Raw genomic sequence first — 13,502 nt, forward strand, 5'->3', positions numbered from 1 at the left:
TCAGACCCGGACGCCGAACTGGAACGGCATGTTGTCCATCGACTCGTAGCGCACACCGGCACCGGGCTTGGGCGCGTGCAGCACCTGGCCGTTGCCCGCGTAGAGACCTATGTGGTGCAGGTCGCCGTAGAAGAGCACCAGGTCGCCCGGCTTGAGCTCACCGCGGCCGATGCGGCTGCCGGCGTTCGCCTGGTCCTGGGAGATGCGCGGGAGCTGCACCCCGGCCTGCTGGTAGGCCCAGCCGGTGAGTCCGGAGCAGTCGAAGGAGGACGGACCGGTCGCGCCCCAGACGTACGGGAGGCCGATCTTCGTCTTGGCGGCGGCGAGCGCGGCGGCGGCACGCCCCGACTCCGGCACCTCGTTGCCCAGGTCGACCCGGCTGCTGGAGCGGTTGGCACGCTCCGCGTCCTGGGCGGCCATCTTGGCCCGCTCCTTGGCGGTGAGGGTGTTGAGGAGGTTCCGGGCCTTGGACAGCTTGCCCTGGATCTCGTCCTTCTTCTTGCCGAGCGCCTTACGGGTGTCCGCCAGGTCCTGCAGCTTGGTGGACGCCTCCTCGCGCTGCTGCTTGAGGGTGCGCTGCTTGTCGGCGATCTTCCGCAGGGACTCGGCCTGCTTGCCGCTCAGCTGGCTGAGGGTGGACGCCTTCTCGAGGTAGGTGTCCGGGTCGGAGGAGAGGAGAAGCTGCACCGACGGGTCGATGCCGCCGGAGCGGTACTGGGCGGTGGCCATCGAACCCAGGCCGTTGCGCAGCTTGTTCAGGTCCTCCTGGCCGCGCGCCACCTTGTCCTGCAGATCGCCGACCTGCTTCTCCAGCTTCTGCTGCTTGTCCTTGGCGCCGTTGTACTTCTCGGTCGCCTGCTCCGCCTCTCCGTAGAGCTTGTCGACCTGCTCCTTGACGTCCTTCTTGTCCTGCTTCGGAGCGGCCTGGGCGGCCTGGGAGGTGAGAGCGACGGCGGCGGCCGCGGTCGCGGTAAGGACGGTTACCCGAGTGCGGCTCGGCTGCTTGGGTCGACGGTGGGACGCCACGAAGGCGAGCTCCTTCTTCCTCCAGCCGCCTACCGGGAGTTGGTGGGGTTGTGAAGCCCCGGCTCCGCGACAGGGCGCGGACTCGGCGGTACCTCCGCTGTCACCCCGGATGGGTGATCAACCGCGCGAAGGTTCGAGCCGACCTTAGTGACCCCGCCGTGATCCGTTCAAATCCCAACGGCAAAAAAGTCGCCCCGGAAGCGCATCTTTTACGAATGTCACACGGGCAGTGATGGTCGATCGACGCTCCGCTGACATCAGAAGTAGTGCGAGGTCGACCTCTGAAGAGAGTTCGGGCATGGAGCCACAGGAACGCGGAATCCGGGAATACGGGAATAACGGAGATACGGGCTACGACGCCTCAGGTACGGGCAAGTCGCTTCAGCAGCAGCGCGGATGCCACGGGGCGCGCTCCGGCGCGCGCCACCCCGTCGGCCACCTCGCGGTCGGTCGACACCACCACCACCGGCCGGCCCGGCGGCTCCGCGCGCACGATCTGGCGGATCAACTCGTCCGCCGTCACCCCGGGCTTGCTGAACAGCACCCGCACCCCGCGCGGCGGCGCGAGCAGCACCGGCGCGAGCAGCTCGGCCCCGTCGAAGACACAGGTCATCTCCGCGCCCGTCTGGGCCGCGAGCACCGCGAGACCGCCCAGCAGCCGCAGCCGCTGCTTCTCCAACGGCATCGTGGGATAGCCGGTCTTGGTGACGTTGTAGCCGTCCACCACCAGATGCGCCTGCGGCAGCGCGAGCAACTGGTCCAGCAGGGCCGGGTCCATCTCCGACAGCGCCCTGGTCGCTATGTCCTTCGGCGTCATCTTCCCCGGCTCCACGGCGTCCACCGTGTCCGCCGGGCGCACCGACGCGGGCGGCAGGGCCAGTTCGCGCCGCAGCCCCTGCGCCGCGTCCAGCACCGTGTCCAGCAGCAGCCGCAGCCGCATGTCCTCCACGCTGCGCCCCTCGCGCACCGCCCGCCGGCTGGCCTCCAGCGCCGACTCCGCCTCCGCGAGCCGGGCCCGCAGCCGCCGCGCCTCGCTGTCCGCGGTGGCCTGACGGGCCGCCGCCTCCGCCCGTACGGACTCCAGCTCCGCCTCGGCCTTGCGCACCGCGGCCGCGCCCCGCCGCACATCGCTCTGCGCGCTGCGCAGCTTGCGCTGCAGCCCGTCGTTCTCCTTACGGGCGGCCTCCAACTCGCTGCGCGTCCGCTCCGTCTCATGCCGGGTGGCCGCCTTGGCCTCGGCGAGTTCGTCGCGCAGCCGCTGCAGCTCGCGCGCCGCCTCCTCACCGGCCCGCTCGGCGGAGGCCCGCTGGGCCTCCTCGCCCGCCGCCTCGACCAGCTTGACCCAGCCCACCGGCCGCAGCACATACGCCACCGCCGCCACATCCACCGGATCGGCCGCGGCGGGCGGCGATCCGCCCTCGATGGCCTCGGCCAGCTCCCGCTGGGTCTCCCGCAGCCGCCCCGCGATCCGCTGCCGGAAGACGGGGTCGCTCTCCACCGCGGCGGCCATCGCGTTGCCCGCGAACTTGGCGCGGCGGGTCGGGGTGAAGCGGGCGTACTGCCGAAGCTGGGTGGGCAGCTCGGTGACCGTCAGGCCGCCGAAGGCGTCCGCGACCAGCGCCACCACCCGCCGCCGCACCCCTTCCGGCAGCGGGCGGTCCAGCGCCTCGGTGACGCCCTCGGCGTCACCGGCCGCCCCGGGGTCACCGGTCCGCTCCACCACCTGTCATCGCTCCGTTCTCAGGCGCTCAGGCCGGTGCTCGGACGGTCCACGAGTTCTACCTGGTCGACCGCGTTGCACCAACGACAGCGCACTGACTCAATGGTCTCACTGAGCACCTCGCGTTCCTCGACACTGGGTTCCCCGGCCAAGTCGAGATGCACATACTCCACGGCTCTGGTCGAGCGGGTCACATCGAACCGGGTGAGATTGCCGCACAGTGTGCAACGCCAGCGGGTCTGGTCGGTCGGCAGGGGCACGGCCATGATTGCGGGGTCCTCGCTTCTCGGCTCGTCGGCGGCGTCCTGTAACCCTACGGCCTGAGCCTTGCCCCGCGCCGGGCCCGTCCCGCCCGCGTCCCGGGCGAGAGCGCGGCGAGGCGCTCTGTGGAGGTTGCGCCCGGTACGGAATGATCTGACCATGATCGAGACGTCGTCGGGGCGCGACCGCCCCTGGATGGCGGGGCACGGCCGCCCGTGGGTGACATACGGCCTGATCGTGAGCTGCTGCCTGCTCTTCGTCATCGGACCGGCCTCGGGGCTCAACCCCGGCTATGGCACGGGCGGGCGGCTGGTGGAGGCCCAGTCCACGTACTTCGAGCGCTGGGGAGTGGTGCCCAGCGCCCTGTGGAGCGGCGCCCCGGATCAGCCGCTCGCCCCGCTGACCGCGCTGTTCGTGCACGGGAACTGGCTGCATCTGCTCGGCAACATGCTGTTTCTCTACGTCTTCGGGGCGATGACCGAGGAGCGGATGGGACGAGTCCAGTTCGCCGTCTTCTACCTCGTCACGGGCTATCTGGCGCTGCTCGGCTACGCCGCCGCGCACGCCGACTCCGCCCAGACCCTGGTGGGCGCCTCCGGGTCCATTTCCGGGGTACTCGGCGCCTTCCTGTGGCTGTTTCCCCGGGCCCGGGTGACCAGTCTCTTTCCGTTTCTGTTCTTTCTGCCGCTGCGCTTTCCGGCCTGGGCGGTGCTGATCTTCTGGGTGGCCCTCCAGTGGCTGGCCGCCCGGCAGGCCGACGACCGCCCCGGCGTCGCCTATCTCGCCCATCTCGTGGGCTTCACGCTCGGCTTTCTCTACGCGTGGGGGCGGTTCGGGCGGAGGGCTAGAGTGGGCGGCGCAGCCAGGGCCAGTGAGGGAGAAAGCCAGCCGTGATCACTTCGATCGTGCTCATCAAGACCAGCGTGGACCGGATTCCGGAGACCGCCGAGAAGATCGCCGCGCTGGAGAACGTGAGCGAGGTCTACTCGGTCACCGGCGCGCACGATCTGATCGCGATGGTGCGGGTGGCCCGGCACGACGACCTCGCGGACATCATCACCGGCCAGATCAGCAAGCTGCCGGGGGTGGCCTCCACCGAGACGCACATCGCCTTCCGGACGTACTCCCAGCACGACCTCGAGGCGGCGTTCGCCATCGGCCTGGACGGCTAGCGCCACCCCCTCCCAGCGCCCCGGGCCCCGGCATCCCCCGGGCCCAGCGGCTCCCTCAGCCCCGGCACCCCGGGCCCAGCGGCTCCCTCAGCCGCGCCGCCCCCGGGCCCAGGGGCTCAGCCGCGGTCCGGGACGCAGCGGCCGTCCTCGGTGCGGTAGCTCCACCGGGCACCCTCGCGCACCAGCTCCTTCACGGCGCCGACGAACCGCTCCACATGCTCGTCCGGGGTGCCCGCCCCGAAGCTGACCCGGATCGCGTTCAGCGAGCGCTCCCCCGGCGCGGCCTCGGGCGCACCGCATTCGCCCGGCTCGTCGGGCTCGCTGTCCAGCAGGGTGCGGACCAGCGGATGCGCGCAGAAAAGCCCGTCCCGTACGCCGATGCCGTACTCCGCGGAGAGCGCCGCCGCGAAGTGGGAACTGTTCCAGCCCTCCACCACGAACGACAGCACGCCGACCCGGGGGGCGTCGTCGCCGAACAGCGAGAGCACCCGCACCTCGGGCACCTCGGCCAGCCCCGCCCGCACCTTCTCGATCAGCTCCCGCTCACGGGCGACCAGGCCCTCGAAACCGGCCTCGGTCAGCGCCCTGCACGCCGACGCGATCGCGTAGACGCCGATGACGTTCGGCGAGCCCGCCTCGTGCCGGGCGGCGGTGGTGTGCCACTCGACGTCGACACCGCCGTCGTCCCTGCGCGTCACCTTACGGCTGGCGCCACCGCCCGCCAGATACGGCCGGGCCGCCCGCAGCCAGTCCGCGCGCCCGGCCAGCACACCGGCGCCGAAGGGGGCGTACAGCTTGTGCCCGGAGAAGGCCACCCAGTCGACGTCGGCCGCCGCGATGTCCACGGGGTGGTGCGGGGCGAGCTGCGCGGCGTCCAGGACGATACGGGCGCCGTGGGCGTGCGCGGCCGCGGCCAGCTCCCGCACCGGCCACAGCTCACCGGTCACATTGGACGCGCCGGTCACGCAGACCAGCGCCGGGCCCTCGGCGCGCCCCGCGAGCGCCTTCTCCAGCGTCTCCACCGCCTGCCGCGGGGAGCGCGGGGCGCTGAGGTAGCGGACGGTGACGTCCTCCCGCTGCTCCCACGGCAGCAGCGAGGCGTGGTGCTCGGTCTCGAAGACGAAGACCTCGGTGCCCCGCGGCGCCACGGCGGCCAGGAGGTTGAGCGAATCGGTGGTGGAGCGGGTGAAGACGACCTGGTCGTCCTCGCGGCAGCCGAGGAAGGCGGCGACGTCCTTACGGCTGTTCTCGAAGAGGTCGGTGGAGAGCTGCGAGAGGTAGCCCGCCCCGCGGTGCACGCTGCCGTAGTAGGGCGCGTAGGCGGCGATGTCGTCCCAGACCCGCCGCAGCGCGGGGGCGCTGGCGGCGTAGTCGAGCGCCGCGTAGGTCACCTCGCCCCCGGTGACCAGGGGCACCAGGACATCGCCGCCCAGCACGGGCAGCGGCTCACAGGCGGCGACGGACGAAGCGGCGGAGGCGGCGGAAGCGATGACAGAAGGGCGCGCGGACATGGCGAAGTCTCCCGGGGGTCGAAGGCGTGAGAATGCGTGACGCGCACAAAGACGGCGGTGAGCCGGCCGTCAGGGCGCGGAAAGTCGCTCGACGCACGGCCACACCGCACGGAGCACAGGGGGAAACGGGCCGCTCGGCCCTAGCGCATTCGCTGCATCACGGAAGAACTCCCTCGACCACCAGGACCCCTAGTGCGAGGGGTCCGCGCTTGCCGCCGGCCTCGCTGCCTGGCGGCCTGGTCATCACCCGGGGCACCCCGCCACGGACGGAGGGTTGCCGGACAGCGGGCCGGGGCCGTAGTCGCTGTCACTCGTGACCTGGTCAGGAGTATGCCATGCCATACGGCAGCGCCCATGCCCTGTCCGCATCCCGGACAGGGCACGGACGGAACATGGGCACCGTAAGGGCAACGCCCAACCGTAAGGGCAACGCCTAGGCGTGGGTGGCCCGTACCCACCGCTCCAGGACGTCGCGCGCCGCGCCCGAGTCGATCGACTCGGCGGCCCGCGCGACACCCGCCGCGATCCGCTCCGCCAGGGGCTTGTCCCCCGGCTCCGGCTCGAGCGCCACCAGCGCCGACGCCGAGTTCAGCAGCACCGCGTCCCGCACCGGGCCCCGCTCGCCCGCCAGCAGCCGGCGGGCCACATCGGCGTTGTACGAGGCATCCGCGCCGCGCAGGGCCTCCATGGGGGCCCGCTCGATGCCCACGTCCCGGGGGTCGAGGGTCTCCTGGCGCACGGCGCCGCCCCGGACCTCCCACACCTGGGAGGTCGTGGTCACGGTGAGCTCGTCCAGCCCGTCGTCGCCGCGGACGACCAGCGCGGAGGAGCCCCGCTCGGCCAGCACCCCGGCGATGATGGGCGCCATCCGGGCATCGGCGACCCCGGTCGCCTGGCACTTCACCCGCGCCGGGTTGGTCAGCGGGCCGAGCAGGTTGAACGGGGTGGCGACGCCCAGCTCGCGGCGGGCCGAGGCGACATGCCGCAGCGACGGGTGGAACTTCACCGCGAAGCAGAAGGTGATCCCCGCCTCCTCCGCGACCTCGACCACCCGCTCCGGGGTGATGTCCAGGTTGACGCCGAGCTTCTCCAGTACGTCGGAGGCGCCGCTGGCGGAGGACGAGGCGCGGTTGCCGTGCTTGACGACCCGCGCGCCGGTACCGGCGACGACCAGCGCGGACATGGTGGAGATATTGACGGTCCTGGCGCGGTCGCCGCCGGTGCCGACGATGTCCACGGTCGCCCCGGGCACCTCGATCACCTTGGCGTGCTCGTACATGGCCCGCACCAGACCGGCCACCTCGGAGACCGTCTCGCCCTTGGCGCGCAGCGCGATCGCGAAACCGGCGATCTGCGCGTCGGTGGCCTCGCCCCGCATGATCCGGTCCATGGCCCAGGCGGTGTCGTCGGCATCGAGGTCCAGGCCGGCGATGAGCGAGCTCAGTACGTCCGGCCAGGTGCGGGCCGTCGCGGTGCTGTCGCCTCCGGCGGGGGTCACAACGTCCATGGTCCGCTCCTGGATCCGTGGGGGTGGGCAGGGAAGGGGCCGCGCACGTCAGCGGCCCGCGGCCCGCGGCCAGCCTATCGGCAGCACGACCAGGGCCCCGGCCGGACCGTGTGGTCCGGGCCGGGGCCCTGGTCTGTGGCGTCAGAGACGTGCGAGAGCGGTACGGCGGAGATCAGTGGTGGCCGTGGCCGCTGGTGATCTCGTGGTACTCCTCGCGGGTCGGCTTCGGAATGACGTTGTCCTCGCCGTAGTAGCCCTTGGAGAGCTTCGAACGGACCCGCTGCGCGGGCGTCACCTTCCGCTTGACCCCGTTCTCGTCGGTCTCGGGGCCGATCTCGTAGGGCTCGGGCTGCTCGTGCTGGGTCAGCACATGCAACTGCTCCTGCGCGAGCGGCTCGTGGACCTCGACGAACTCACCGTGCGGCAGCCGCTTGATGATGCCGGTCTCGCGGCCGTGCAGCACCTTGTCGCGGTCGCGCCGCTGGAGGCCGAGGCAGATCCGCTTGGTGGCGATGAACGCCAGGACCGGGCCGGCGAAGAAGCCGATCCGCACGAACCACGTGATCGAGTTGATCGACAGGTGGAAGTGGGTGGCCCACAGGTCGTTACCGCCACCGATCAGCATCACGAAGTACGCGGTCAGCCAGGCGACACCGAAGGCCGTACGGGTCGGGGCGTTGCGCGGGCGGTCCAGGATGTGGTGCTCACGCTTGTCGCCGGTGATCCAGGTCTCGATGAACGGGTAGAGCCCGATCGCGAAGAGGACCAGCGGGAAGAGCACGATCGGGATGAACACGCCCAGGACGAGCGTATGACCCCAGGCGGTGATCTCCCAGCCGGGCATCACGCGGACCAGACCCTCGGCGAAGCCCATGTACCAGTCGGGCTGGGCGCCGGTGGACACCTGGTCGGGCCGGTAGGGACCGATGGTCCAGACCGGGTTGATGGTCGCGACCGCGGAGAGGACCGCGATCACACCGAAGACCAGGAAGAAGAAGCCGCCCGCCTTGGCCATGTAGACCGGCAGCAGGGGCATGCCGACGACGTTCTTCTCGGTCTTTCCGGCCCCGGGGTACTGCGTGTGCTTGTGGTAGAAGACCAGGATCAGGTGCGCCACCAGCAGGCCGAGCATGATGCCCGGCAACAGCAGGACGTGGACCGGGTAGAGCCTCGGGATGAGGTCCATCCCGGGGAACTCGCCGCCGAAGATGAACATCGAGATGTAGGTGCCGACCACCGGGATCGACAGGAACACACCCTCGATGAACCGCAGACCGGTGCCGGAGAGCAGGTCGTCGGGGAGCGAGTAGCCGGTGAAGCCGGTCAGCATGCCGAGGAAGAACAGCAGGAAGCCGAAGAGCCAGTTGATCTCACGCGGCTTGCGGAACGCACCGGTGAAGAACACGCGCATCATGTGCGTGAACATGCCGCACAGGAAGACCAGCGCGGCCCAGTGGTGGATCTGCCGGATCAGCAGACCGCCCCGCACCTCGAAGCTGATGTCGAGCGTCGAGGCGAACGCCTCGGACATCTTGACGCCCTGCATCGGGACGTACGGGCCGTGGTACGTGACCTCTTCCATGCTGGGGTGGAAGAACAGCGTCAGGTACACACCCGTGAGGATGATGATGATGAAGCTGTAGAGGCAGACCTCGCCCAGCATGAAGGACCAGTGGTCCGGGAAGATCTTGCGCATATTGGCCTTGGCCAGGCCGTAGATGCCCAGCCGGCCATCGGCCCAGTCGGCGACCCGCTCGCCCGCGGGCGCTTTGCCGCGGCGCTGCTGCGCACCGCTGTCGCTTGTAGTACTCATCCGCGCTCCCAGTAAGCAGGACCGACGGGCTCCGGGAAGTCGCCCATGGCTTCGAGGTACCCCTGGTCGTTGGCCCGGATCCGTAGCTGCGGCAGCGCGTGACCGGCCGGACCGAAGATCACTCGGCCACCGTCGGAGAGGTCGAAGGTCGACTGGTGGCAGGGGCACAGGACGTGGTGCGTCTGCTGCTCATAGAGGTTGATCGGGCAGCCGACGTGGGTGCAGATCTTGGAGAACGCGACGATGCCCTCGTGCGACCAGTCGAGCTCGTGCTTGTCCTTGATGTTCTCCGGCTGCAGCCGGACCAGCATCAGGGCCGCCTTGGCGATCTCCGTCTGGAAGTCGTGCTGGTCCTCGCTCATGCCCTCGGGCATGGCGAAGGTGAGCGAACCGACGGTGATGTCCTCGGGGCGCAGCGGCTGCATGGTGTTGTAGTTCATCAGCCGCTTGCCCTTGGCCCACTTGGTGTGCCGCAGCTTGGTGCCCGGCAGCGGACCGAGGTCGCGCAGCAGCACGACGCCGGAGAGCGGCACCAGCGCGAGCGCGCCGAAGAGGGTGTTGCGGGCCAGCTTGCGCCGGCCGAAGCCGGACTCCTTGGCGCCGGCCGCGAAATCCTCGAGGACCTTGGCCTTCACCTCGGGGCTGGCCTCGATGGGGTGCCGCTCGTCGGCGATCTCCTCATCGGACATCAGGGTGCGGGCCCAGTGGACCGCGCCCGCGCCGATGGCGAACAGCGCGATGCCGAGCGTCACACCGAGCGCGAAGTTGAGCGCGCTGATGTGCCCGATCGGGAAGACGTAGATGTACTTGTCGACCGGCAGCGCCACATACGCGGCGATGAAGGCGATCGTGGCCACCATCGAGACCGTGAAGAGCAGGGCGACGGTGCGCTCGGAGCGCCGCGCGGCCCGCTCGTCGATGTCCTGCACACGGTGCTCGTGCGGGGGCAGCCCCGGGTCGGCGAACGGGTCCTCGACCGGCCTTACGGCGCTCTCGGCCCCTCGCTCTTCCGGCAGCTTGTCTTCTGCTTCTGAAATCTCGTGGCTACTCATGACTTCTTGGCCTTTGCGGTCCGGGCGGCGACCCAGATGGTGAGGACGATCATCGCGCCCATGCCGAAGACCCAGCCGAACAGACCCTCGCTCACCGGGCCGAGCCCGCCGAGCTCGAGGCCACCGGGGGTCTTGCTCTTGTCGCTGTTGACCGTGTCGAGGTAGGCGATGATGTCCTGCTTGTTCTTCGCCGGCATCACGGTGTCGGGGAAGTTCGGCATGTTCTGCGGGCCGGTCTGCATGGCCTCGTAGAGATGCTTGGCGCTGACCCCGTCGAGGCCCGGTGCGTACTTGCCGTTGGTCAGGGCACCACCCTTGCCGGCGAAGTTGTGGCACTGCGCGCAGTTCGTACGGAAGAGCTCCCCGCCCTTCGCCACGTCCGCGCCGTCCGGGCTGTACTCGCTCTTGGCGGGCGTCACCGGACCCGCACCGAGCGAGGCGATGTAGGCGGCGAGCTGCTCGATATCGGCGTCCGAGTAGATCTTCTTCTTCTTCGGCACCTGGGCGCCCGGCTGCTGCGCGGGCATACGGCCGGTGCCGACCTGGAAGTCCACGGCGGCGGAGCCGACGCCGACCAGGCTCGGGCCGTCAGAGGTCCCCTGACCGCCCGTGCCATGGCAGCTTGCGCAGCCGACGGCATAGAGCTTCTTGCCCTCCTCGATGGCGAGGGACTGGGCGGAGCTGTCGTCGGCCTTCGCCTCGCTCGGCGAAAACGCGGCGTACAGCCCCCCAGTGACCGCCAGCGCGAAGAGTAGGACGACGAGCGCAGCCAGCGGATGGCGCCGTCGTGCGGAGAGCTTTTTCACGGATTACCCCGGTGTCAGGATCTTCTGCGTCGATGCTGTTAAGGACGTGGTTCCGGTGCGGTGACCGGCTTACTTGATCATGTAGATCGTGGCGAAGAGGCCGATCCAGACGACATCGACGAAGTGCCAGTAGTAGGACACGACGATGGCCGCCGTCGCCTGCTGGTGGGTGAACCTCTTGGCCGCGTACGTCCTGCCCAGGACAAACAGGAAGGCGAACAGGCCGCCCGTCACATGCATGCCGTGGAAGCCGGTGGTCAGGTAGAACACCGAGCCGTACGGGTCGGAGGAGAGCGAGAGCCCATCCTTCTTGACCAGCTCGGTGTATTCGAAGATCTGACCGCCGATGAAGATCGCGCCCATGATGAAGGTGATCACGAACCAGGTGCGCAGCTTCTTCACGTCGCCGCGCTCGGCGGCGAAGACGCCGAGCTGGCAGGTGAGGGAGGAGAGCACCAGGATCGTGGTGTTGGTCGCGGAGAACGGGAAGTTCAGCGAGGACGCCATTTCCTTCCAGTGCTCGGCTCCGGTCACCGATCGCAGGGTGAAGTACATCGCGAAGAGGGCCGCGAAGAACATCAGCTCGGAACTCAGCCAGATGATGGTTCCGACGCTGGTGAGGTTCGGCCGGTTGACCGACGGGTGCGCGTGCCCGGTTTCTACTGCTGTTGCTGTCGCCACGACCGACATTATGTCGGTCGCTTATCCAGCACTCACTCCCGGGGGTCCCGTTCGGAGTGTCAAGGACCGTGGCGAGGGCATCGACCCTGCTCGTCGGGGTTGTTCGGGACAGTCCCCCGAAGGAGGGAGAGATCCGTACGCCCCCTCCTCCGGACGGCTGTACGGGAGTAGCATCCGCCACAGGAGCCCGGCAGATCACTTACTTCGCCCGGAGGTCATGATGCGGCCGATCGCAACGGTGCTGGTCTACAGCGATGACGCGAGCACCCGCGAACAGGTGCGCCTCGCGGCCGGCCGGCGGCCCGCCGCCGATGTGCCACCGGTGGAATTTCTGGAGTGCGCCACCCTCCCGGCCGTTCTCTCGGCGCTGGAGGAGGGCGGCATCGACGCCTGTGTGCTGGACGGTGAGACGGCGCCCGCGGGCGGGATGGGCGTCTGCCGGCAGATCAAGGACGAGATCTTCCAGTGCCCGCCGGTACTGCTGCTCATCGGCCGCCCGCAGGACGCCTGGCTGGCCACCTGGAGCCGCGCGGAGGCCGCGGTCACGCATCCGGTGGACCCGGTGGCCCTGGCGGACGCGCTGGCCGGGCTGCTCCGCAGGCGGCTCTCCGTGGGCGCCTGACCTCACCGTCCGCACCCCTGCTCAGACCTGGGGACGGAGCCGGGCGGAGTCGGCGGGCGTGGCGTCGGACCGGCCGCCGGAGACGGCGCTGCCCTTGCGCCAGTCCGCCCAGGCCATGTTCCAGTCGCCGTACCCGTTGCTGAACGTGGCCATGTCGTCTCCGTTGCTGTGGACGACCTGGACGATGTCACCCAGGCGCACGGTGTTGTAGAACCACTGGGCGTTCGCCGTACTCATGCCCGTGCAGCCGTGGCTGACGTTGGCGTAGCCCTGCGAACCGGTGGACCAGGGCGCGGCATGGACGTATTCACCGCTCTTTGTCACCCGGGCGGCCCAGTAGACCATCAGGTCGTAGGAGCCGGCGCCGAGCCCGATGCTGGCGCCCGTCATCCGTACGGCGGATTCCTTGGCCAGGACGACCTTGATGCCGTTCCGGGTGTCGAATCCGGGCATACCGGTGGTGATCGGGATGGTCCGGATCGGCACCCCGTTCCGCTTCACCGTCATCTGGTGGGTGCCGGAGTCGGTGAGGGCCTCCAGGCGGTCGCCGGTGGTCACCCGCAGCGACTTGGCATCGCCGCCGTAGAGCCCGCCGCCGATCCTGATGCCCTTGAGGTTGGAGTGCGCCGTGATGGAGGCGTGGGCGGGCCAGTACTCCTGCGGGCGGTAGTGCAGGTTGCGGCTGTCCACCCAGTGCCAGACGCCCTCCACCGCGGGCCGTGAGTCCACCTTCAGGGCGCGCTCGATCACGGCGCGGGCCGAGGGGTCCTTGACGGGCCGGCTCAGCTTGGCCGTGACGGGCTGCCCCACCCCGTACTCCCCCGCCTTGGGGCCGAAGGTGACCTTCAGCAGCCGACGGGCGGAACTGGTGGTGAAGTCGACGGTACGGCGGCCAGGAGCGCCGTTGGAGTCCTCCGTGGACACCTTCAGCGTGTAGTGGGCGCCGGCGGCCAGCGGCACGGTGCTGCGCCAGTGCTTGCCGTCGTCGGCCAGCTCGCCGCGGACGTAGCGGCCCGCGGCGTCGGTGGCCGTGACATCCGTGATCCGGCTGTCGTCGCCCTTGGCGGTGACTTCGAGCGGCTTGTCCGGATCGGCCTTGCGGCCGTCGCCGTCACCGCTGAACGAGATCTGGTCGGCGGCGTCGTACGGCTTGGCGGACAGGGGGTCGGGAGATCCCGCGCATCCGCTCACACCCGCTATCAGCGGCGCCACCAGCAGGGCGCAGGTCAGCACCGCCCGGCTTCGGAGTGATCGAGGTGTGTGGCTCATGGACTCAACGTAAGAACGGCGTCCGTGAACGGCGCGCGGAGTGAGGCAGCAGGGTGAACCGG

The 13,502-nt window shown here is 69.9% G+C and carries 13 protein-coding genes and 1 riboswitch; of the genes, 3 read left to right on the forward strand and 10 right to left on the reverse strand.

Annotated features, from left to right (window positions below):
• From STRVI_RS33765 to STRVI_RS33775, 3 genes are all read right to left on the reverse strand, one after another.
• Positions 1-1,026, reverse strand: coding sequence for an NlpC/P60 family protein (locus STRVI_RS33765; protein WP_014060061.1), 1,026 nt, complete (start codon positions 1,024-1,026; stop codon positions 1-3).
• 361 nt (positions 1,027-1,387) lie between these two features.
• Entirely contained in the window at positions 1,388-2,749 is a 1,362-nt protein-coding gene (locus STRVI_RS33770; protein WP_014060062.1) for an NYN domain-containing protein, read from the reverse strand.
• Positions 2,750-2,766: 17 nt separating this feature from the next.
• Positions 2,767-3,012 carry a hypothetical protein gene (locus STRVI_RS33775; RefSeq protein WP_014060063.1) on the reverse strand — a complete coding sequence of 82 codons (246 nt, stop codon included), beginning with the start codon at positions 3,010-3,012 and terminating at the stop codon, positions 2,767-2,769.
• 154 nt (positions 3,013-3,166) lie between these two features.
• Here STRVI_RS33775 and STRVI_RS33780 point away from each other — a divergent pair, with 154 nt between their 5' ends.
• On the forward strand, positions 3,167-3,901 hold the full coding sequence (locus STRVI_RS33780) for a rhomboid family intramembrane serine protease (RefSeq protein WP_014060064.1): 735 nt from the start codon (positions 3,167-3,169) through the stop codon (positions 3,899-3,901).
• Complete coding sequence (locus STRVI_RS33785; RefSeq protein WP_014060065.1) at positions 3,898-4,179, forward strand: Lrp/AsnC family transcriptional regulator; 282 nt, start codon at positions 3,898-3,900, stop codon at positions 4,177-4,179. Before STRVI_RS33780 ends, STRVI_RS33785 begins: the two co-directional genes overlap by 4 nt.
• Before the next feature lie 116 nt (positions 4,180-4,295).
• Here STRVI_RS33785 and STRVI_RS33790 read toward each other — a convergent pair whose 3' ends face one another.
• The 6 genes from STRVI_RS33790 to ctaE form a co-directional block, all read right to left on the reverse strand.
• Positions 4,296-5,690: an aminotransferase class V-fold PLP-dependent enzyme gene (locus STRVI_RS33790; RefSeq protein ID WP_014060066.1), complete on the reverse strand. Its 1,395-nt coding sequence runs from the start codon at positions 5,688-5,690 to the stop codon at positions 4,296-4,298.
• Between the two features lie 200 nt (positions 5,691-5,890).
• Positions 5,891-6,009: riboswitch (SAM riboswitch) on the reverse strand.
• A gap of 114 nt (positions 6,010-6,123) precedes the next feature.
• Positions 6,124-7,197, reverse strand: coding sequence for an anthranilate phosphoribosyltransferase (gene trpD / locus STRVI_RS33795; protein ID WP_014060068.1), 1,074 nt, complete (start codon positions 7,195-7,197; stop codon positions 6,124-6,126).
• A 172-nt stretch (positions 7,198-7,369) separates the two neighbouring features.
• Positions 7,370-9,010, reverse strand: a complete 1,641-nt coding sequence (gene qcrB, locus STRVI_RS33800; protein ID WP_014060069.1) for a cytochrome bc1 complex cytochrome b subunit — start codon at positions 9,008-9,010, stop codon at positions 7,370-7,372.
• Complete coding sequence (gene qcrA / locus STRVI_RS33805; protein WP_014060070.1) at positions 9,007-10,062, reverse strand: cytochrome bc1 complex Rieske iron-sulfur subunit; 1,056 nt, start codon at positions 10,060-10,062, stop codon at positions 9,007-9,009. The genes qcrB and qcrA overlap by 4 nt, the downstream gene beginning before the upstream one ends.
• Entirely contained in the window at positions 10,059-10,868 is an 810-nt protein-coding gene (gene qcrC / locus STRVI_RS33810) for a cytochrome bc1 complex diheme cytochrome c subunit (protein ID WP_014060071.1), read from the reverse strand. Before qcrC ends, qcrA begins: the two co-directional genes overlap by 4 nt.
• Positions 10,869-10,937: 69 nt before the next feature.
• Positions 10,938-11,558 carry an aa3-type cytochrome oxidase subunit III gene (gene ctaE / locus STRVI_RS33815; RefSeq protein ID WP_014060072.1) on the reverse strand — a complete coding sequence of 207 codons (621 nt, stop codon included), beginning with the start codon at positions 11,556-11,558 and terminating at the stop codon, positions 10,938-10,940.
• 211 nt (positions 11,559-11,769) lie between these two features.
• On the opposite strand from ctaE, the gene STRVI_RS33820 reads away from it, so the two are divergent.
• Positions 11,770-12,171: a hypothetical protein gene (locus tag STRVI_RS33820; RefSeq protein ID WP_014060073.1), complete on the forward strand. Its 402-nt coding sequence runs from the start codon at positions 11,770-11,772 to the stop codon at positions 12,169-12,171.
• A gap of 21 nt (positions 12,172-12,192) precedes the next feature.
• On the opposite strand, the gene STRVI_RS33825 is transcribed toward STRVI_RS33820, so the two are convergent.
• A complete protein-coding gene (locus STRVI_RS33825) occupies positions 12,193-13,440 on the reverse strand; it encodes a L,D-transpeptidase (protein ID WP_043236955.1) in 1,248 nt (415 codons plus the stop codon).
• Between the last annotated feature and the right edge of the window lie 62 nt (positions 13,441-13,502).

Origin of the sequence: Streptomyces violaceusniger Tu 4113 (genome assembly GCF_000147815.2) — a bacterium.
GTDB classification, from domain to species: domain Bacteria; phylum Actinomycetota; class Actinomycetes; order Streptomycetales; family Streptomycetaceae; genus Streptomyces; species Streptomyces violaceusniger_A.